This is a genomic window from Dyella marensis, from assembly GCF_900112865.1.
GTDB classification, from domain to species: domain Bacteria; phylum Pseudomonadota; class Gammaproteobacteria; order Xanthomonadales; family Rhodanobacteraceae; genus Dyella_D; species Dyella_D marensis_A.
Window position 1 is genome coordinate 529,732 of sequence record NZ_FONH01000002.1, and the last position, 20,522, is coordinate 550,253.

General features: G+C 67.3%; 14 protein-coding genes. 7 read left to right on the forward strand and 7 right to left on the reverse strand.

The genetic code is table 11. The features are described 5' to 3' along the window. The first annotated feature begins 103 nt into the window (after positions 1 to 103). Positions 104 to 1,075 carry a hypothetical protein gene (locus tag BM172_RS05285; protein WP_026636380.1) on the forward strand — a complete coding sequence of 324 codons (972 nt, stop codon included), beginning with the start codon at positions 104 to 106 and terminating at the stop codon, positions 1,073 to 1,075. 143 nt (positions 1,076 to 1,218) lie between these two features. Here BM172_RS05285 and BM172_RS05290 read toward each other — a convergent pair whose 3' ends face one another. From BM172_RS05290 to wecB, 4 genes are read right to left on the reverse strand one after another with little or no spacing between them, the layout of a single operon-like run. Further along, positions 1,219 to 2,115, reverse strand: a complete 897-nt coding sequence (locus BM172_RS05290) for a DUF4434 domain-containing protein (protein WP_035323799.1) — start codon at positions 2,113 to 2,115, stop codon at positions 1,219 to 1,221. Next, positions 2,112 to 5,009: an NfrA family protein gene (locus BM172_RS05295; protein ID WP_026636378.1), complete on the reverse strand. Its 2,898-nt coding sequence runs from the start codon at positions 5,007 to 5,009 to the stop codon at positions 2,112 to 2,114. The genes BM172_RS05290 and BM172_RS05295 overlap by 4 nt, the downstream gene beginning before the upstream one ends. Then, the gene (locus BM172_RS05300; protein WP_035323795.1) at positions 5,006 to 7,243 is read right to left on the reverse strand and encodes a glycosyl transferase family protein; all 2,238 of its coding nucleotides are present in this window, start codon (positions 7,241 to 7,243) and stop codon (positions 5,006 to 5,008) included. The genes BM172_RS05295 and BM172_RS05300 overlap by 4 nt, the downstream gene beginning before the upstream one ends. Before the next feature lie 17 nt (positions 7,244 to 7,260). Next, positions 7,261 to 8,373 (reverse strand): non-hydrolyzing UDP-N-acetylglucosamine 2-epimerase, encoded by a 1,113-nt coding sequence (wecB, locus tag BM172_RS05305; protein WP_051548972.1) that lies wholly within the window; start codon positions 8,371 to 8,373, stop codon positions 7,261 to 7,263. Between the two features lie 485 nt (positions 8,374 to 8,858). Between wecB and BM172_RS05310 the strand changes: the two genes are divergently transcribed. Beyond that, positions 8,859 to 10,571, forward strand: a complete 1,713-nt coding sequence (locus tag BM172_RS05310) for a DUF2334 domain-containing protein (protein ID WP_197022884.1) — start codon at positions 8,859 to 8,861, stop codon at positions 10,569 to 10,571. A gap of 110 nt (positions 10,572 to 10,681) precedes the next feature. Here BM172_RS05310 and BM172_RS05315 read toward each other — a convergent pair whose 3' ends face one another. Further along, positions 10,682 to 12,235, reverse strand: a complete 1,554-nt coding sequence (locus BM172_RS05315; protein ID WP_051548970.1) for a DUF1565 domain-containing protein — start codon at positions 12,233 to 12,235, stop codon at positions 10,682 to 10,684. A 298-nt stretch (positions 12,236 to 12,533) separates the two neighbouring features. Continuing rightward, positions 12,534 to 13,004: a hypothetical protein gene (locus BM172_RS05320; protein WP_051548969.1), complete on the reverse strand. Its 471-nt coding sequence runs from the start codon at positions 13,002 to 13,004 to the stop codon at positions 12,534 to 12,536. A gap of 536 nt (positions 13,005 to 13,540) precedes the next feature. Here BM172_RS05320 and BM172_RS05325 point away from each other — a divergent pair. Next, a complete protein-coding gene (locus BM172_RS05325; protein WP_026636375.1) occupies positions 13,541 to 14,008 on the forward strand; it encodes a nuclear transport factor 2 family protein in 468 nt (155 codons plus the stop codon). 2 nt (positions 14,009 to 14,010) lie between these two features. Here BM172_RS05325 and BM172_RS05330 read toward each other — a convergent pair whose 3' ends face one another. Then, positions 14,011 to 14,361 carry a DUF3147 family protein gene (locus tag BM172_RS05330; RefSeq protein WP_026636374.1) on the reverse strand — a complete coding sequence of 117 codons (351 nt, stop codon included), beginning with the start codon at positions 14,359 to 14,361 and terminating at the stop codon, positions 14,011 to 14,013. A 92-nt stretch (positions 14,362 to 14,453) separates the two neighbouring features. On the opposite strand from BM172_RS05330, the gene BM172_RS05335 reads away from it, so the two are divergent. The 4 genes from BM172_RS05335 to BM172_RS05350 all read left to right on the forward strand — a co-directional run bounded on the left by BM172_RS05335 (position 14,454) and on the right by BM172_RS05350 (position 20,353). Beyond that, entirely contained in the window at positions 14,454 to 14,801 is a 348-nt protein-coding gene (locus BM172_RS05335) for a hypothetical protein (protein WP_051548967.1), read from the forward strand. Positions 14,802 to 14,994: 193 nt separating this feature from the next. Next, positions 14,995 to 16,143 (forward strand): TolC family protein, encoded by a 1,149-nt coding sequence (locus tag BM172_RS05340; protein ID WP_026636372.1) that lies wholly within the window; start codon positions 14,995 to 14,997, stop codon positions 16,141 to 16,143. A gap of 38 nt (positions 16,144 to 16,181) precedes the next feature. Then, positions 16,182 to 17,243, forward strand: coding sequence for an efflux RND transporter periplasmic adaptor subunit (locus tag BM172_RS05345; protein WP_428844756.1), 1,062 nt, complete (start codon positions 16,182 to 16,184; stop codon positions 17,241 to 17,243). Next, entirely contained in the window at positions 17,243 to 20,353 is a 3,111-nt protein-coding gene (locus tag BM172_RS05350; RefSeq protein ID WP_026636370.1) for an efflux RND transporter permease subunit, read from the forward strand. Before BM172_RS05345 ends, BM172_RS05350 begins: the two co-directional genes overlap by 1 nt. Positions 20,354 to 20,522 lie beyond the last annotated feature (169 nt).

Genomic DNA, 20,522 nt, shown 5'->3' on the forward strand with positions numbered 1-20,522 from the left:
GCCGCCCGACTTTCGGGGGCGACCGATGTATTGCTGCGGCCTTTTTTTCGCCGCGGCTCACCGGGGGAACGGATCGCCCACGCAAGCGAATTAATCAAACTCAATGAACAAGACCGCTACCAAGACCTTCCTTGCTTCGCTCCTCGCCTCTGCCGCGCTGTATGCCGGCTCGGCGCCGCTGTCGTCCGACGTGCATGCCCAGGCCGCCACCACCATCAAGGCCCCGATCTACGGCGTGACGGTCGACGACATCTCCAACATCAACGCCATCGTTACCTCGCTCAGCAAACTGCCGTACCGTCCGACGGTGCGCGTGGTGTTCGATCCGGACACCAGCACCGCCGACTACTACGCCGCCCTGGTCAAGCTGCACACCGTGGCTTACACGATGGGCGAGATCATGGACTCGTATTACTTCCCGACCGACATCAATACCTACACCGCGCGCACCAAGGAACTGGTGGGCAAGCTCAACGGCCTGGTCGACGTGTGGGAGATCGCCAACGAGATCAACGGCGAGTGGCTGCGTCCGAACCCGAACGGCAGCAACACAGTGGTCAACTCGCAGGAAACGCAGATCGGCCAGATGGTCGCCGCGGCCCACCAGATCGTAAAGGCTGCCGGTGGCAAGACCGCCATCACGCTGTACTACAACGACGACAGCAAGGGCACCAACTGCTGGGAGAAGCCGGTCGACAACTGGAAGACCTGGCCGACCACCTTCCTGCCGCTGAGCGTGCGCCAGAACACCGACTACGCGCTGTTCAGCTACTACCCCTACCAGGACTGCCCCGGGTTGTCGCCGTCGTGGACCAGCGACTTCACCGCGCTGGAAGGCATCTTCCCGAACGCCAAGGTGGGCTTCGGCGAGATCGGCACCTCGAGCCTGAGCGCGCCGACCACCGTGCAGACCAACCTGATCAAGACCTACTACCCGATGGTCAACACGATGAAGGATCCGCGCTTCATCGGTGGCGTGTTCTGGTGGAACTACGCCGAGCAGATGGTGCCGTACACCAAGACGTACTGGGGTACCCTGAACCAGACGATCTCGACGCTGAAGGTGCCGCAGTAAGGCCGCAGGCCTACCGTAGGTTGGGGTGAGCACAGCGAACCCCGACATGCGCGACGATCAGGCGCATCGCAACGTCGGGGTTCGCCGTTGGCTCACCCCAACCTGCGCCGCAACGAAAAACGCCTCCGCGAGGAGGCGTTTTTTCATTCGCGCCGCAGCGCTTGCATCTCGGGCAAATACCGCAACTCGAAGAACGCCGTATCGCCGCAAGGCGCACGCTGCAACAGCGCCGCATCCGCCTCGCGCCCATCCAGCGACTCCGCCTTGAATGCCGCATCGCTGCCGGTCTGCCGAAACACCTCGTACACCACGCCAGCCGCAGCCTTCTGATCGCACGACAGCACCGCCGCCAGATACACCGCACTCTCCCCGCGACTCAAACGCCCGGTGCCCGCCCCATCCTGCACCCACGCCCGCACGCCACTGTCGCGCACATCCGCCACCAGCTGCGCATACGCCGCCGGCGCCATATGCCCGGCAAAGAACGTGCTGACATATACCGGCCGCGCCGCCACCCGATCCAGCTGCCGCCGCTCCAGCGCCAGATAATCGCGCAGCACCTCGCGCGCCTCGGGTTCGCGCCAGCGCCGGTCGTCGATCTCCATCGGCAGGTACCAGCCGGCGATGGCATCCTCGCCCAGCTCACCGCTCCAACGGCGCGCCGCCTCGGCATCCTGGCGGGCCAGTGTACGCAGGTAGTCGTCCAGTGCCGTTGCCGGCATTTCCTGGCGCTGGAAGAACGCCGGATCGCTGTGCAGCCCCAGCACGATGCGCAACCCGGCGGCGCGCGCCTCGCGAACCCGCTGCAACAGCCATGCATGCCCCGCCGGATCGGCGAAGGCATCGCCATACTGCGTCCACTGCACCACCAGGGTGTCGAAGCCGCGCGCACGCAACTGCGCAAACCACCCCGGCCACTGCGCGACCGCCAACTCGCGGTCGCGCGTCTGCGGCTGGTAGAACACCGCTGTCGTCGCCTGCGCCAGCCACGGCGCCAGCAGCAGCGCCGCGACCAGACACCACCGCCGCGCGCGCCTCACCACGCGGTCCTCACGATCAGGAACACTGCGTTCTTCTCGCGCAGATAGCTGGTGAAGGCATGCTGCCCTTCCACCGCCACGCTGAAGCGATGCGGATACGCGTCGTAGCGCGTCTCGCCGAACCACAGGTTCCACTGCACGCCAAGGCCCACGCGGCCGTCGCGCTGGAAGCTGCCCCGGTTGCGATCGATGCCGGTAAACTGCACTCGCGCATACGGCTCGATCGACTGCCCGTCGGCCAGCTTGTGGTGCCAGCCGAGCTGGTAATCGGCGGTCAGCACCGTCTGCTTGGCGCGCAGGTAACGTGCCACGTCCACATAGAAATTCTGCGACCACCAGCCGTGGCCGGCCGCATGCCAGTCGTCGTTGAGATGCGGGCCGAACGACCACGAGCCGGCCGCACGCAGCATGGTGTCGTTGCGGGTGAAGCGGCTGCCGCCCACCGGCGTCTGCTGCTCCGCCGACAGCACGATGTTCTGCGTGGTCAGCGGTTTCCAGTGCACGCCCACGCCCAGCATCCAGCTGTGGATCGGCCATACCGAACCGCCGCTGCCGCTGCCAGCGAACAGGCGCGCATAGGCGGCCAGCGTATTGATGTCCGCGCCGGCCCAGGGCGGGTCGAAGCGGTATTGCCCCTCCAGCTGGAAATAGCTGCGATACGACTGGCCTGGATTGGCCGCGTTCGCCGCCGAGGACACCGTATCGCCCAGGGTCATGTCGGCATTGAAGCGCCACTTGCGCCCGAGATCCTCGTGCAGCCGGCGCAGCTCGAAGCGCTGCTGGCCTTCGTCCTGCGCGGCGCTGTCGGCGACCGCGGCGCCGGTGCCGCCGGCGTCGAGCTGGTCGATCGCCTGTGCGGCATAGCTGCGCGCCTGCACGTTATCGCCCAGCTTCTGGTGCACGTACAGCAACTGCCAGGTAAGTTTTGGATCGTCGGGGTTGGCGCGGTGCGCACGCTCGAACTGCACCACGGCCTGCTCCGGCGCATCGTTCTGCAGGTAGGCATAGCCGAGCTGCGCGGCCAGCTTGTCGTCCTCCGGCGCCAGCACGGCGGCGCGCTGCAGCGAAGTCAGCGCCGGCCGCGCTTCGCCGGCCTGGGTCTGCAGCGCGGCAAGGCGCTGGTAGTAGCGCGCATCCGGATGCTGGGCGATGGCGTTTTCCAGGTCGGTGCGCGCCAGCGCCGCATCGCGCGGCTCGTCGGCCTGCGCGCGCAACCACCAGTAGGCATGGTCCTGCCGCCCGCCCTGCGCCGCGTAGCTGTCCAGCCAGGCGCGCGCGACACCGGGCTGCTCCGCGCTCATCGCGGTGGTGGCGGCGGCCAGCAGGTCGTCCGGCTTCATGTGTTCCACCGGCACCGCGCGCCAGGCCTGCAAGGCCGTGGCGTAGTCGCGTGCGCCGTAGGCCTGGTAGGCCAGCGCGCGGGTGGTGTCGGGGTCGGGCTTGCGCTTGTTCGCTTCCGCGTAGGCGTATTCGGCCAGGCCGGGACGCTCGTTGCCGTAGCAGTCGCCCAGTTGCCGCCACAGTTCCGCCGGATAGTCCGGCGAGAGATCCGACATCACCTGGCGGATGCCGTCGCAGTCACGCAGCGCCGCCAGGATCGGCACCTGGGCGATGCGCAGCGGCACGCTTTCGAGCGGGCGCGCCAGCTGCGCGCGGTCCGCCGCGGAGAATGCCGCGGCCTGCTTCGCCGCCAGCACCGCCAGACGCGCGAACAAGGTGCCGGCCTGCGGATTGCCGCCAAATGGATACGAGGCCAGCAGCAGCCGCTGCGCCTGGTCCGGCGCGCCGGCGTCCATCAGGCGGTAACTCAAAGGATCGAGCAGGCGATGCCCGTCCGGCTGTGCCACCAGTGCCTCGGCCTGCTCGCGCGCATCCGTGTAGCGCCCTTGCGCAAGGGCCAGCGAGAAGCGCTCTTCGCGATAGCTGTCCTTCGGCAGGCGCGCCAGCAGCCGCTGCGCGGCGCCGTCGTCGTGGCGCGCGATGGCCAGCGGCAGCGACGAGCGCGCCTGCCATGCGGCATTGGCCGGGAAGCGCGCTTCATACAGGTCGAGCAGCTCCGGCCGCGTGCGTCCCACCTGCGCCAGCAGGTTCACCCATTGCCGCTCGTCCTTCTCGTCGTCGAAGGCCGGCTGGTGCACGGCGAGGTAATCGGCCAGCGCCTTGCGCTCGCCCGCGGCGGACAGGCCCAGCGCCACCGCCAGGTCCTGCGCCGGCGTGCCCAGGCCACCGCGTGCCTGCAGGTCGCGCGCTTCCAGCGGCTTGCCTTGCAGCAGCAGCAGGTTGAACCATTGCGCGCGTTCGTCCGGCCCGAGCTGCCCCAGCGCGTCCAGCGCCGCCAGCTGCTCGCCGGCGCGCACGCGGTCGCCCAGGTAGATCGAGCGCTGCACCAGCGCGCGGCGCAGGGCCAGGCCTTCGGGCGACCTGGCGAAATCGGCCGCGGCCAGTTCCGCCTGGGTGCGCTCGAGCTGGCCCGCCTGCAGCGCGTCGAAGCCACGCTGCGCGCGGCACACCGGCCGGTTGTCGACCTTGCAGTCGACCGCCGCCTCCGCCGGCGGCGGCGCGCGCAGGCGCGGATCGGCCGGCGTATAGCGGCGCTGGTCGTCGAGCACCGTGCGCGCCTTGTCGGCATGGCCGAAATGGCGGTACGCCTCGGCCAGGTCCAGTGCGGTATCGATGCTCCTGGGCGCCAGCGCGCGGGCACGCTCGAACTCGGCCAGCGCGGTGCGCTCGTCGTTGGCGCGCAGCGCGGCGAAGCCGGCCTGGCGGTGGGGATACAACAGGAATTGCTGGTAACGGCTGGCGCTGTCGGGCTGCTGGCCCGCCGCGCAGAGCGGCAAGGCCGGTGCCATCGCGAACAGCGCGGCCGCGCAACGAGTCGGCCATGGGCGTTTCATGCCACGCGCTCCGTCCACTGCTTGATCAGCTGCACCGGGGGCAGCGCCTCCGTCTTCAGGAGCGACGCGATGCTCGGCTGCAGCGCCGATTGCAGGGCCAGCAGGCGGTCGAGCGTGTCCTGTGCGATGACGCCTTGCGCCACCAGGAATTCGCCCAGCGGCTGTCCGCTGCGCGCATGGCTCAACAGCAATGCCTTGAATGCCACTTCATCCAGGTGCCCCTGCGCCACCAGGATCTCGCCCAGCATCACCTGCCGGGATACATAACTGTCCCACAGCATCCGCCCGCGCTCGGCGCCGATGCGTCCGCTGCGCGTCGCCGCATCCAGCAGGCCGCGCGGATCGTGCTCGTCCGACTTGACGTACCAGCGGCGCAGCCCGACCGTGACCTGGCCTTTGTGCGCCACCACGTAACGCACCGGCCGATCGAGCTTGCGCGCGATCGCCGCCAGCGACACCGGGTCGATATACGACTCGCTCGCCAGCACCAGCGTGCCGCCGTCCACGCGCAGCGGCAGTACCGCGTACTGCAGCGCCACCGCCATCGGCAGCGCATTGACCAGTTCGCCGTTCAAGGTATTCGCATCCACCGGCTCGCAGGCCACGCCTGCCTGCTCGGCGATCGGCTGGGCCAACTGCTCCGCGGTGATCACGCCCTGATGGACCAGCGTGCTGCCCGCATGCAAGCCCTCGATCGGATGCGCGCGCGCCTCGCGCAGCCGCGCCTCGGTCAGCGCGCCCTGGGTCACCAGCAGTTCGTCCAGCGAGCGCTTGGCGCGGTTCTCGCCGCCGATGCTGGGGAAGTCGTGGGTAGTCTTGTCCCAGGCCACGCGGCGCGGATCGCCGGTCTGCAGGATCTGCTTGATCGCGCGCCAGTTGGCCATGAAGTTGACCAGGTTGCTCCACAGCAGCCGCGGGATCGCCAGCAGGCCCTGCTTCACGCCGTAGTAGGAGGAAACGAAGACGACGCGCTGCAGGATGCGGTTGGCCATCAACCCCGCATTGGTGTACAGCACGATATCCAGCCAGTGCTGCCCCTCGAAGATCGACAGGAAGCGCGGCGTCCCCGGCAGGACCTGTTGCACCAGCAGCATGATCAGCAGCTGGGTCAGCACCAGCATCGCGCCGAAGCTGACGAAGTTGGCGATCGCGCCCTTGCGGTCGCGCCACAGGAAATAATTCAGCACCAGGCCGTGCCGCCATTTCCAGCCGTGCGTGCGGTAGCCCTGGTAGACGATGCCGATGATCCAGCGCGACTTCTGCCGTACCGCGGTGGACAGGCGGTCCGGGAAATACTCGCGCACGCAGATCACATTGGATTCGCGCCGGCTCTGCCCGAACGGCGGCGCCTTCTGATGCCTGCGGTAACGCAGCACCGGGAAGCGCACGAAGATCTCCTGCATGCCGCGCGCCTTCAGGCGCAGGCCGATGTCGTAGTCCTCGGTCAGGCTCTGCACGTCGAAGGCGACGCCGTTGCCCTCCTCGAGCAGCGCCAGCACCGCGCGCCGGCTGAAGCAGGTGCCGACGCCGGCGCTGGGCACCTGGCCGGCCAGCGCCTCGCGCACCGGCACGTCCTTGCCGTGCAGCTCGGCGAATTCGTCGAGGTAATGCAGGCTGGTGAAATTGTTCCACTGCCGCTCGAACGGATACACCGGGATCTGGATCAGGTCCTTGCGGCCGACCAGGTAATTGAACAGGCGCAGCTCCATCGCGCACACCACGTCCTCGGCGTCGTGCAGGATGAAGCCCTCGAAGCTCAGCTTGGCGCGGCGCTCGAACTGCAGGATCGCATCCAGCACGTTGTTGAGGCAGTCCGCCTTGCTGGTCGGACCCGGCCGCGCGCACACCACTTTGTGCACGTTGGGGAAGCGTGCGCTGACCTCGTCCACGTCGCGCTGCGTATCGGCGTCGTTCGGATAGGTGCCGACGAAGATGTGGTAGTTCTCATAGTCCAGCGTGCTGGCGGCAAGCTCCGCCATGTGCCCGATCACGCCGGTCTCGTGCCAGGCCGGCACCATGATGGCCAGCGGCTTCTCCGCCGGCCGGTACAGCTCGTGGTAATAGGTCCGCTCGTGCCGGCGGTAGACCACCAGCGCCTTCCAGGTCCGCCGCGTCCAGTACACGAGGTCGATGAACAGATCGTCCATGCCGCTCGCCAGCATGAGCACGGCGATCACCGATACGGCCACGCTCAAGCCGTACAGGTAGGTCGTGAATGCATCCAGCCACCACATCCTGAGTGTCTCCCCCGTCAGACCGCCTCGCGCCGGCGCTCGCCGCCCTCCAGCGCCCCCTGCAGCAGATCCACGATGCGATCGCTGGCCTGCCCGTCGCCGAACGGATTGCCCGCGCGCGCCATCGCGGCGTAGGCCTCGCCGTCCTCCCACAGGTCCTCGATCTGTTTCACGATCGAAACACGTCGCGTCCCGGCCAGCCGCGCGCAGCCGCTTTCGATCGCCTCCGGCCGCTCGGTCTCGGTGCGCAGCACCAGCAGCGGCACGCCGAAGGTGGGCGCTTCTTCCTGCAGGCCGCCGGAATCGGTCAGCACCAGCCAGGCGTCGATCAGCGCCTGCTGCATGCGCAGGTAATCGAATGGGCCGCTCAGGTGCACGTTGGACAGCTCGCCGAGGATGGCGTGGACCGGCTTGCTCACCGTCGGGTTCAGGTGCACCGGGAACAAGATGTCCAGCTCCGGGTGGTGGCTGGCCACGTCGGCGATGGCGTAGCAGATCTCGCGCAGGTCGCTGCCCCAGTTCTCGCGGCGATGGGCGGTCACCAGCAGGTGCCCGCGCCCGGTGCCGCCGCGCTTGATACGGCGGTGCCGCATCACCCAGTGCTGCGCGTCGATCACCGTATTGCCGGTGATGAACACGCGCTCGTCCGGCACCGCCTCCGCCTGCAGCGCCTGCGAGGCGCGCGCGGTGGGGGCGAAATGGAAGCTGGCGATGCGGCTGACCATCTGCCGCAGGCCTTCCTCGGGGAACGGCCGTGACAGGTCGTAGGTGCGCAGGCCGGCCTCCACGTGCGCCACCGGCACGTGGTGGTAGAAGCCGGCCAGCGCGCCCAGGAAGGTGCTTTCGGTATCGCCCTGCACCATCACCAGCGACCACGGCCGGCTGGCCATCACACCGTCCAGCAGCTCGCGGCAGCGGGTGCTGAACTGCGCCAGGCTGTCACCTGCGCGTGACAGTTCGATATCCGGCTCGATGTCGAAACAGGCCAGCATCTGCCGTGCCATGTCGCCGTGCTGCCCCGTGTGCAGCCATACCGGCCGCGCCCAGCCGCAGTTGCGCAGCGCGTGGTAGACCGGCGCCAACTTGATGATTTCCGGGCGGGTGCCGCAGATGATCAGGATATCCAGCATGACTCCTTCCCCCTAAGGATGGCGACGCGTCTTCCTGGGCCCAGATGTCCGGCGCCGCGCCCTCCCCGCGAACGGAGAGGAAGAGCGGTCGTCCGGGGTCCCTGGCGCCCGGATAGACGTAGTCGGCTGAGGAGTCCGCGTGGTGGTTGTCGACTCGCGATCAGGTGTTGCGTTCGGGTCGCATATTGGGGTCGCGCGATGGCACCTGACGATTGACTAAAAGCCATACCTCGACAGACCAATAAAAACGCGCGCTGCCGGCCCGTAAGCTTCAACTTGGGGGCGATGCCTCTCCACTCTCGGGAACAGGGACCTGGGCTTCGGAAAATCGTTCTCCGCCATGCGCGCAGGCACGGGGCATACCCGGCATGCGTCGATTCCATCGCAGCATGTGAGGAACTCCCATGACCAGGTCCCGCCTCAAGCCCTCCGTCGTGAGGTCTCTTCTCGCCAGTGCCGCCCTGGTGTTAACCACGGCAGCCGGCTTGACCTCTCCTGTCCAAGCCCAGACCGCCGAGCACAGCGGCATGAGCCTGCTGCCGGCGCCGCCGCGCTCGTTCGTCGCGGCACCGTCGATAAAGAAGATCCAGACCGCCTCGACGCTTACCGCCTCGACGTACACCACGTCCGGCCCGGTCCAGCGCAACGTGTCGTTGAGTGCCCTGCTCGGCGCACCGGCCAACGCCTTCGCCGGCGCGCCGGGCGCCAATGCCAACCAGAACACCCTGGTGCTGTACGACAGCACCGGCGCATGGGCATGGCTGGGCGAAGCCTATGCGGTGATGGCCGCCAACCTGGTCTCGCACGGCAGCAAGTACACGCTGCATACGGCGGCCACCTACACCGCCGGCGAACTCAACAACTACACCGGCCTGGTCTATGTCGGTTCGACGTATGACGAACCGCTGCCGACCGCCATGCTCGACGACGTGCTCGCCACCACCAAGCCAGTGCTGTGGATGAACGACAACATCTGGCAGCTGGCCGCGCGCTCGCCGAACTTCGGCGCGCAGTACGGCTTCACGCCGATGTTCTTCGACTTCAGCAATGCAGTGACGGTGAGCTACAAGGGCGTGGCGATCCAGCGCAACGCGCTGGCGGTGCCGTCCGGCCTGCTGCAGACCGCCATCGTCGATCCGGCCAAGGCGACCGCCGTGGCCGTGGCGACCAACGACACCGGCGGCACGGTGAACTGGGCGACCAAGGGTGCGAACCTGACCTATATCGGCGAGATTCCCTTCAGCTATATCGGCATGAACGATCGCTACCTGATCGCCGCCGACCTGATCGGCAAGGTCTCCAATCCGTCGATGCCGGCGCGCAAGCGGGCGCTGGTGCGCATCGAGGACGTCAACGCCACCGACGATCCGGCCGCGCTGCGGGCGATCGCCGATTATCTGTTCAGCAAGGGCGTGCCGTTCACGGTGGCGGTGATCCCCTACTACCTGGACCCCAAGGGCTACTACAGCAACGGCGTGCCGCAGGCGATCCACCTGTCGCAGGCGCGCAACGTGGTCAGTGCGCTGAAATACATGCAGTCCAAGGGCGGCACCATCCTGATGCATGGCTATACGCATCAGTACTCCAACGTGCCCAATCCCTACAGCGGCGTGTCGGCGGACGATTTCGAGTTTTTCCGCGCGCACATCAACGCCGACAACTACGTCATCTACGATACGCCGCCGGCCGAGGATTCCGCGCTCTGGACCCAGGGTCGCATCGTCAAGGGCCTGATGGACTTCGCCGCCGCCGGCTTCCTGGCGCCGACCATCTTCGAGCCGCCGCACTACGCGGCCTCGGCGACAGACTACAAAGTCATCAACAGCATGTTCTCCGCACGCTACGACCGCGGCCTGTATGCGGGCGGCTGGTGCCCGAACGGCGCCTGCGGCACGGGCACGCCGGACTACACCAGGATCTACGGCCAGTTCTTCCCCTACCTGGTGCGCGACATCTACGGCAGCGTGGTGATCGGCGAGCAGCTGGGCAACGTGGAAACCGAAGCGTTCAACAACAACCCGCCGCGCTTGCCGGCGGACATCCTGGCCAGCGCCAACGCCAACACGGTGGTGCAGGACAGCGTGCAGAGCTTCTTCTTCCATCCCTACGTCAACATCAATTACCTCAAGCAGATCGTGCAGGGCTTGCAGGGGATGGGGTATACGTTTGTGCCGGCGAATACGGTGAAGCAGGGTTGAAGCCCTTCCACCGAGGTAGGTTGGGGTGAGCGCAGCGAACCCCAACAGAGCGGCGAGGTGCCGCGCCTGTTGGGGTTCGCCTTTGGCTCACCCCAACCTACGTCGGGCCGTCAAGGTTGCTGGTAAGCACCGATATCGATCTTCCCCGCCCCGCTCAAACGCGGCTGCCCATCGAAATCCACCGTACCCACCGTCGACGCCGGCAGCACCACGCCGGCGCCGCGCGCTGCCGAGCCGCTGCCCACGTGCAGATCGGGCATGGTTAAACTCGCGAACATCGGGTTGACCAGCATGGTGAGCTTGTCCGCCCCGCTGGCCGTGCGATATCCGGCGATGCCGGTATAGCTCTTGCCCAGCCACACCCAGTTGGCATTCCCCACGCCGCCGTCGGCGAAATACAGGTTGTGCTCGAGCGTGCCCGGGTTGGCATAGCCGGCGTTGTTCGTCGTCTTCGGCCAGAAGTTCACCAGCAGGCCGTCCGTGGTGGCGTACAGCAGGTTGTTCTCGAACACCGTGCCGCTGGCGTGGAACTGGATCTGGAACTCGCCGCTGCCGCTGGCCTGCTGGTCGTTGCGGAACAGTGTGTTGTTGACGATGGTGGCGTTCTGCGTGCCGCCGTTGCCGGATGCCGCCCCGCCGATGGAAATACCGGTGATATTGGAAAACATCACCAGGTTATTGCGCGCGATGACGTCGCTGGTGAACTTGCCCTTGGTCTCGCTGGCCAGCTCGATGCCCACGTCGGCCCGGTTGACCAGGTTGCGCTCGATGGTCACGCGGGTGCCGCCCTCGACGTAGATGCCGTCGGCGGAGAAGTCGCCCGCCGGATACGCGGCGTTGCCTTCCGAACTGATGTTGTACACCGAGTTGCCGCTGATCACGCCGTCGCGCGCCTGGCTCTGGAAGCTGCCGCCGTTGCGGCCGGACATGCTCTCGAAGCCCAGCGCCGCGATGCCGATATTGTCGTTGTCGTGCACCACATTGTTGCTGATCGTCCACTGCTCCACATTGCCGGTGAGCGACAGCGATTCGCTGCAGCCGGTGCGCAGGTGATCGACCTCATTGCCGCTGATGGTCAGGTGGTTGATCGAATGGGCCGCGTCGTTGGCATAGACCTCGATGCCGAACGCGTTACCGTTGGGGCAGCTCTCGATCCGGTTGGCGATGTCGTGCACGCGGTTGCCGAGGATATTGACCTGGGTGCCGCCGCCGTTGAGGTAGATGCCCACCGGCGTGGCCGAGGTGCTCGACGTGCTGTAGTTGCCGATGTCGAAACCCTGCACCGTCACGTAGCTGACATTGTTGAGGTTCCACAGCCCGCGCATCGCATTGGCCGGCACGGCAAGGCCTGCGCCGCTGACCGCGGCTTTTTCGCCCGGATAGCTGGCGAACACGATCGGACCGGCCGCGGCCGAGCCCGAGGTGTTGACGTCGATCGTTTCGTTATAGGTGCCGCCGCGCACGTACACGCTGTCGCCCGGCATCACGCCGCGCGCGGCGCGGCCGATGCTGCGCCAGGGCGCATCCAGCGTACCGGCGGCGCTGTCGTTGCCGTTGGTGGCGACGTAATAGGTGTGGCCGTCGGCGCGAGCCTGCGCATAGGGCAAGGCGGCGAGCACGGCGCAGAACACGGGAGCGAACTTCCATGCGGGGGCATGCTTCATGCAGATCTCCGTAGGGTGCGGATGGGGACGTCGGAACAGACGGGCGCCGCGCTGCTCACCCGGACGAAACATCGCAGCCGGAGTGCCCATGCGCGGACGGCGCAGTCTGCTCGCAAGCGATCGCCGCTTTGTTGACCGGCGTCGCAGGAGATCGCGCCAACGGCGAAGCCATGGCCTCCTTCATTGGGCAGGCGTGGCTCGACGCAGATGGACCACTGGCGCGTGACATCGGTTCCCGCACGATGTGCATGACGAGGTTCGTCCGGCGCTTCCCTACGGGGACCTGACGCGTGGCGCCTCAGGCGTAGCGGCGTTGCGTCGACTTCTCCACGATCAGCTTCAGCGCGTCGGCCAGCACCAGGATGCGCTGAGTATCCGCGCGCCGTACCACCACCGCCACGAGCCTGTCCTCGAAGCTGTCCGGCAGCATCATCACTTCCAGCCCGCGCGCGGCGACGATCTCGTCCAGCCATTCGAAGTAATCGTCGGACCAGAAATCCCTGCGGTCGCTGGGGAACGGCGGCAGCGGTTCGTCGAGGCCGTCGCTGATGCGCTCGTGCAGCACATCGAGCTGTACGCTGGTGCGCAGGACATCCTTCAGGCACAGCAGCAGCGCGGCCTGCATCAGGCGCGGCTGGCCTTCATCGCGCAGCCAGGCCAGCTCGGCATCCTTGTCCGCTTCGCGCACGCCGCTGACGCGGCGTGCCAGTTCGGCGTGCTCCAGCCCGCCGCGGGTGAGCAGATCGATCAAGGTCTCGAGTTTGTCCATCGCAGGCCATGGCTCCTTGAGGCTGATAGGTGACAGGCAACACCTTGCATGGTGAATCCTTGCCAACGAGACCGGCTCCCATGCACCACATGTCAGCGTGACGGACGCGACGCAGGCGTGACGATGACGTGATGTCGGCGCCCGCGCGCGGTGCTCGCCCCATCGGCGGAACCGCTCCCTGCGCGGCCGCAACGACGTGAACTAAATCACAGCCGGCCGCCCTGCGGAAGTAGTTGCACATGCGACGACGTTCACTTCGCAATCTCGTCCGAATAATCAATCAGAAGTGTCTGAAATTTTGGGAGCAGCGGACGTGGGGAACGACGACGGGAAGCGCCGGAATATCCATGGAACGATTGCCGCGCGTCGACCTGCCTGTCCAATGGATCGACGAATCAGCGGATGAATCAGCCAGGGAACATCTATTGCTTAGAGGTGAGCGAGGGCTCGCCGCATCGGTGAGATGCCTGGTAGTGGCATAACGGCGGCATAATCGATGGCCCACTCCTCTCTATCGCCATCCGTCGAGGTGCCCCATGACTACCCGCCCGCCCCTTCCTCCGTTCACCCTCGAAACCGCCCGACAAAAGGTGCGCCTCGCCGAGGACGCCTGGAACACCCGCGACCCCGAGCGCGTCGCGCTGGTCTATACGGAAGACACGCATTGGCGCAACCGCGCGGAGTTCCTCGACGGCCGCGAGGCGGTGAAGGCGTTCCTGCGGCGCAAGTGGGATCGCGAGCTGGATTACCGGTTGATCAAGGAATTGTGGGCATTCGAAGGCAACCGCATCGCGGTGCGCTTCGCCTATGAGTGGCACGACGATGCGGGCCAGTGGTATCGCAGCTACGGCAACGAGAACTGGGAGTTCAACGCGGACGGCCTGATGGTCAATCGCCACGCCAGCATCAACGACAAGCCGATCGCGGAAGCGGAGCGCAGATACCACTGGCCATCGGGGCGCAGGCCGGACGGGCACGCGGAGTTGAGCGAGCTGGGGTTCTAGCCCTACACCAGCTTGATGCCGAACGGCCGCACCGCCAGCGCGAACAGCACGAAGGACACCATGGTGATCACGGCGCTGCAACCCAGCGCCGGCCAGAAGCCGAAGCGGTTGAGCAGGCGCGGGAAGGCCAGGAACATCGGCAAGGTCGGCACCACGTACCAGAACGTATACCAGGCGTGGTTGGCGATCTTCGACGCCGGCTGCTTCTCGACATACAGCCAGATCAGCGCCAGCAGGGTGACCAGGGGCAGCGAAGCCAGCACGGCGCCCAGGCGGTCGCTGCGCTTGGCCAGTTCCGACACGGCCACCACCACGGCGGCCGTGATCAGGTATTTGAAGATGATCCAGGGCATGCTCGTTCCCATCGTTGGCGGCGGATGAAATTGTCTAACACATCGCCCGCCGTCTACGATCCAGCACTATGTCCCGTGCATCCAGGCCATCCTTGACCCAGCTTCGCCGCTATCGCGGCCTGTGGCTGCTGGCCATGTTCGCCTTGATGTTCAAGCTCGTCGGCGGTTCGCTGTGCGCCGCCGACGGCGTGAGCTACGACACGCAAGCGCAGCGCTCCGCCGTCGTGCAGGCCGCGGCGGACCTCGCCGGCGACGATGGCGATTGCCTGCTCGGCGAAGGCGGTGCCTGCCATTGCGCCTGCACGCATGCGGTGCCGCTGCCGACGATGGTGACGTTCCACCTCGCCGCCGAGATCCTGCCGTCCGAGCTGCCCGCGGCCGCCTCCGGCTATCGCGCCGAACCCACGGCATCCCTGCTGCGCCCGCCCATCGCCGCCTGAAAACCCTCGCATCCGCGTCGCTCTACGAGCGAGGCGCCCTGATGGTTTTTAGGAGACGTTGCTCATGTCCGTCCTACGCGCAGCCCTGCTCGGGGTTGCCAGCATGCTTTGTGCCGGTGCCGTCTGGTCGGCGCCGGCCGGCGAAAACGCCGTAAATCCGGCCCTTGTTGCCCCTCCATCACTGCGACAGGCCGTGCGCGCTGTCTGGGATGGCAGCCCCGGCGTACAGGTCGCTCGCGCCGACCTCGCCGCGGCGCAGGCGCGCGCCCGCGCCGCGGCGCAGCCGCTGTACAACCCCACCCTCGCGCTCGATGCCGAAAACGCCGACGTCAACCGGCGCACGGCCGGGCTGAGCCTCGCACTGGACCTGTCCGGCAAGCGCAAGGCGCGCGCCGGACAGGGCGCGGCAGAGTTGCAGGCCAGCCAGGCCGGCTACGACCTGCTGCGCCGTGACATCGCCGCGCGCTGGCTGAAGGCGCGGTCCACGCTGGCGCTCGCCGCCGAACAACGCCGGCTCGGCGAACGCCGCGTGGAACTGATGCGCCGCTTCGACGACCTCGCGGCGCAGCGCCTGAAGGTGGGCGATATCAGCAGCCCGGAACGCGACCTCGCCGGCCTGGCCCTGGGCGAGGCGCAGATCCAGCAGGCTTCGCTGGTCGGCAACGAAGCGGCGTCGCTGGCATCGCTCGCCTCGATCAGCGAGAGCGCCGCCGCGGATGCGGGCAGCCTGCCGGATGCATTGCCGCCTGCGTCGTCATCCGTCGCGCCGCTGTCCTTCGACGACTACCCCGAACTGCTCAGGGCCCGCGCGCTGCAGGCCGGGGCCGAAGCCGGCGTGCAGGTCGCCCGGCGCGCACGCATCCCCGATCCCACTGTCAGCGTCACCGGCGGGCAGGTGCGCAACAGGCAGATGAGCGATCGGGTCATCGGCGTAAGCCTTTCCATTCCGCTGCCCGTGCTCAACACGGGCCGCGCCGAAGTGGACGCTGCGCGCGCCGAGGCCGAGGCCGCCGCGGCCGGCGTGCATGCGCAGCAGCTGGGCGCCAAGGCGCGCCTGCGCGAGGCACAGGCGCGCTACGACGCCTTGCTCAACGCTGCCCAGGCCTTTCGCGGCAGCCGCGCCGCGGCGTTCGACGAGCGCACCGCCCTGCTGGAAAGGCTCTGGCGCGCCGGCGAACTCGGCACCTCGGACTACCTCGTCCAGCTCAAGCAAAGCCTCGACACCGCGCTGTCCGGCCTCGAACTGCAAAGCCAGGCCTGGCAGGCCTGGTTCGACTACCTCTCCGCCGCCGGCCGCCTGACCGACTGGGTCGACGGCAGCCAGAAGGATGCTTCGCCATGACCCGCCCCGTTCTCCGTTCCGCATTTTTCTGTCTCGCCATGACGACAGCTGTCGCAACCGTGCATGCCGAAGAAACCAGGGAAACGCCAAGCGCCAACCCGCTCGCCCTCGATGCGCAAGCGATCAAGGATGCCGGCATCGTGCTGGCCCGGCTCGGCACGCGCGCGCTGACCGACGAAATCAAGGCGCCCGGCGAAGTGAAGGCCGATGCCTATTCCACCGTGCTGGTCGCCCCGCGCATCGAATCGATGGTGCTCAAGCGGCTGGTCAGGCTCGGCGATGTGGTGAAAGCCGGCCAGCCGCTGGTGGTGCTGTCCAGCGTGCAGGTCGCCGAAACGCAGGGTTCGCTGATCGTGGCCGAGCAGGACTGGCAGCGCGTCGCCTCACTGGGTCCGCAGGCGGTGTCCGGACGCCGCTACACCGAAGTGAAGGTGCAGCGCGATCAGGCGCAGGCCAAGCTGCGCGCCTACGGTCTTTCGGACGGGCAGATCCGCAACGTGCTGCGCAACGGTTCCGCCAAGGCGGATGGCAGTTACGAATTGCTCGCGCCCACCGACGGCCGCATCACCACCGACCAGTTCCTGGTGGGCGAACGCGTCGATGCGGGGCGCATGTTGTTCACCCTGGTCAAGGAAGATTCGGTCTGGGTGGAAGCGCAACTGCCGCCTGCCGACGCCGAACGCGTCAAGCCCGGCGGCGACGCCCGCATCCTGGTCCACGGCAGCACCCTGCCGGGCAAGGTGGTGCAGCGCTCGCACCAGACCGACGAGAGAACGCGCACCGTCCCCGTGCGCATCGAAGTCGACAACCGCGACGACCTGCTGCACCAGGGCGAACTGGTCGACACGCGCCTGGCCGTCGGCGCGGGCAAGCCGGTGCTCGCCGTGCCGGCGGAAGCGGTGATCCTGCTGCAGAACCAGAGCACGGTGTTCGTCGCCAAGGGCAACGGCCAGTTCGAGCCGGCGCCGGTGCTCACCGGCGAAACGCGCGACGGCTGGGTCGAAATCAGGGACGGCCTCAAGGACGGCACCGGCTACGTCAGCAAGGGCGCCTTCGGCCTGAAGGCGCGGCTGCTGCGTTCGCAGCTGGGAGAAGAATGATGCTCGGGCGCCTCGTCGAACTCTCCCTGCGCTACAAGCTGCTGGTGCTGATCCTGTTCCTGATCGTCGCCGCGGCCGGCTACCGGGCCGTGCGCTCGCTGCCGATCGATGCGTTCCCCGATGTCACGCCGGTACAGGTCAATGTCTACACCGAGGCCTCCGGCCTGGCCGCCGAGGATGTCGAGCAGCTGCTGACCACGCCGGTGGAATCCGCGCTCGCCGGCCTGCCGAAGGTGCAGGAAATCCGCTCCGTCAGCCTGTTCGGTCTTTCGTACGTGTCGGTCTATTTCGAAGACGACATGGACATCTACTTCGCCCGCCAGCTCGTCAACGAACGCCTGCAGCAAGTCGGCGACCGCTTGCCGGCCGGCTACGGCAAGCCGGAGATGGGGCCGAACACCTCGGGCCTGGGCCAGGTCTTCTGGTACACGGTCGAGCGCGCCGACGACCAGCTCAGGAACGCGCCCGGCGACATGGACCTGCGCACCCTGCAGGACTGGACCATCCGCCTGATCCTGCGCACCGCGCCGGGTGTCGACGATGTCACGTCGTGGGGCGGCCAGGAGAAGCAATACCAGGTGCGCATCGATCCGATGAAGCTGATCGCGCACAACCTGGGCTTCAGGCAAGTGATCGAAGCGCTGGAGGCGAACAACGCCCAGGTCGGCGGCAACTTCGTGGACGTCGGCCGCGAGCAATACCTGGTGCGCGGCCTGGGCCTGGTCAAGGACGCGCGCGACCTGGGCAATATCGTGCTGAAGAGCGAAGACGGCACGCCGGTCTATGTGCGCGACGTCGCCACCGTCGCCGAAGCCGGCGCACCGCGCACCGGCGCGGTCACCCGCGACGGCAAGGAAGTGGTGATGGGCCAGGCGCTGGCGCGCATCGGCGAGAATGCCAAGGACGTGGTCGACGCAGTGAAGGCCAGGCTCGCCACCGTCCAACAGGCGCTGCCCGAAGGCACGGTGGTGAAGCCGGTCTACGAGCGCACCGAACTGGTGAACGAGGCGGTGGGCACCGCGGTCCGCGCGCTGATCGAAGGCTCCATCCTGGTGGCCATCGTGCTGTTCCTGTTCCTCGGCGAACTGCGCAGCGCGCTGGTGGTGGTGGTCGCCCTGCCCTTGGCGATGCTGATCGCCTTCATCTGCATGGAGCAGGCGGGCCTGTCCGCCAACCTGATGTCGCTGGCCGGGTTGGCGATCGGCATCGGCATGATGGTGGACGGCGCGGTGGTGATGGTGGAGAACGCGTTCCGCCTGATGGCCGAACGCAAGGCCCAGGGCCTGCCGGTGGACCGCACCGCCGCGGTGCTGGCGGCGGCGCGCGAAGTGGCCAATCCGATCGCGTTCGCGATCCTGATCATCATCGTGGTGTTCCTGCCGCTGTTCGGCCTGCAGGGGCTGGAGGGCAAGATGTTCAAGCCGATGGCGTTCAACATCGGCTTCGCCATGGCCGGCTCGCTGATCCTGGCCTTGACGCTGATTCCCGTGCTGGCGGCGCTGGTGCTGCGACCGAAGGAGGAAAAGGACACTCGCCTGGTGGCCTTCCTCAAGCGCCACTACAGCAGGGTGCTGGACTGGTCGCTGGCGCGGCGCCGCGCGGTGCTGGCGATCGCGCTTGTCGCGCTGGCCGGGAGCCTTGCGCTGTTCCCGTTCCTGGGCAAGGAATTCATGCCCAACCTCAAGGAAGGCTCGATCATGTGGCGCATCACCTCGATCCCGTCGGCCTCGCTGGACGAATCGATCGCGATCTCGCAGCAGGTCGAGGCGCTGATCAGGCAGAAATTCCCCGAGGTCGACACTACCTTGGCGATGATCGGCCGCGCCGAGAAAGGCGAGACCGCGGACGTCAACTACATGGAGGTATACACGCCGCTCAAGCCGAAGACGCAATGGCGCAAGGGGCAGACGCTGGAAAGCATCGAGGCGGCCATGCAGCAGGAGCTGAGCGCCGCCCTGCCCACCGCGGTGGTGAGCTATACGCAGCCGATCCAGATGCGCATCGAGGAGCTCATATCCGGCGTGCGCGCCACCCTGGCGCTCAAGCTCTACGGCGACGACCTGGGCGAACTCGATCGCCTGAGCGGCCGCATCAAGGACGTGCTGGCAGGCGTAGCGGGCGTGGCCGACCTCGCCCTGGAAGCCAACCTAGGCAAGCCGCAGATCCGCATCCGCGTCGACCGCGATGCGCTGGCCCGCTACGGCCTCAATGCGCAGGACGTGCTGACCGTGGTGCAGAACGGCATCGGCGGCGAACCGGTCTCCACCCTGCTGGACGGCGTGCGGCGCTTCGACATCGCGGTGCGCCTGGACGACGCCAGCAAGGCCTCGCTGCCGGCGATCGAGCGCATTCCGATCCGCGCCGCCAGCGGCGCCCTGGTGCAGTTGTCGCAAGTAGCGGAGGTGACGCAGGCGGAAGGCTATTCCTTCATCCGCCGCGAGCAGCTGCAGCGCTACGCGGTGATCCAGATGGACGTGCGCGGCCGCGACATCGACGGCTTCGTGCGCGATGCCAATGCCGCCATCGCGCAGCAGGTGAAATTGCCGAACGGCTACTACACCGAATGGGGCGGCGCCTTCGAGAACCAGCAGCGCGCCTTGCGGCGCCTGTCGCTGATCGTGCCGGCGACGATCTTCTTCATCTTCATCCTGCTGTATACGGCGTTCAATTCGATGAAGTACGCGGCACTGATCCTCGCCAACGTGCCGTTCGCCACCATCGGCGGCATCGTCGGGCTGGCGGTGACCGGGCAGTATCTGTCGGTGCCCTCGGCGATCGGCTTCATCGCGGTGTTCGGCGTGGCGATGCTCAACGGCATCGTGCTGGTGAGCTTCCTCAATGAGCAGCGCAGCCAGGGCCTCGGCGTGCGCGAGGCGGTGCTGCGCGGCACGGCGCTGCGCCTGCGGCCGGTGCTGATGACCGCAAGCGTGGCGATCCTTGGCCTGGTGCCGATGCTGCTGTCCAGCGGCGTGGGCGCGGAGACGCAACGGCCATTGGCAACCGTGGTCGTCGGCGGACTGATCACCTCGACGCTGTTGACACTGGTCTTGCTGCCGACGCTCTATGAATGGCTGGAACTGCGCGCGGAGCGAAAGGCGCGCAGCGCCTGAGCTTGGAGCCCCTCTCCCGCCGGCGACCCGAAGGTAGTCCCCGTGGCAGAGAAGGGTGGGGTTAGGGTACGGGCGCAGCGCAAGAGTGATGCGCACTGCTCCGCCCGTACCCTCATCCGGCTGCCGCCACCTTCTCCCGGAGGGAGAAGGGTTCCACCTTGGAGGTCGA

Bases quoted from the DNA above. Each gene is read 5' to 3' on its own strand.
- BM172_RS05285 (WP_026636380.1), top strand. From the start codon at position 104: ATGAACAAGACCGCTACCAAGACCTTCCTTGCTTCGCTCCTCGCCTCT.
- BM172_RS05295 (WP_026636378.1), bottom strand. From the start codon at position 5,009: ATGAAACGCCCATGGCCGACTCGTTGCGCGGCCGCGCTGTTCGCGATG.
- BM172_RS05300 (WP_035323795.1), bottom strand. From the start codon at position 7,243: ATGTGGTGGCTGGATGCATTCACGACCTACCTGTACGGCTTGAGCGTG.
- wecB (WP_051548972.1), bottom strand. From the start codon at position 8,373: ATGCTGGATATCCTGATCATCTGCGGCACCCGCCCGGAAATCATCAAG.
- BM172_RS05315 (WP_051548970.1), bottom strand. From the start codon at position 12,235: ATGAAGCATGCCCCCGCATGGAAGTTCGCTCCCGTGTTCTGCGCCGTG.
- BM172_RS05320 (WP_051548969.1), bottom strand. From the start codon at position 13,004: ATGGACAAACTCGAGACCTTGATCGATCTGCTCACCCGCGGCGGGCTG.
- BM172_RS05325 (WP_026636375.1), top strand. From the start codon at position 13,541: ATGACTACCCGCCCGCCCCTTCCTCCGTTCACCCTCGAAACCGCCCGA.
- BM172_RS05330 (WP_026636374.1), bottom strand. From the start codon at position 14,361: ATGCCCTGGATCATCTTCAAATACCTGATCACGGCCGCCGTGGTGGTG.
- BM172_RS05345 (WP_428844756.1), top strand. From the start codon at position 16,182: ATGACGACAGCTGTCGCAACCGTGCATGCCGAAGAAACCAGGGAAACG.
- BM172_RS05350 (WP_026636370.1), top strand. From the start codon at position 17,243: ATGCTCGGGCGCCTCGTCGAACTCTCCCTGCGCTACAAGCTGCTGGTG.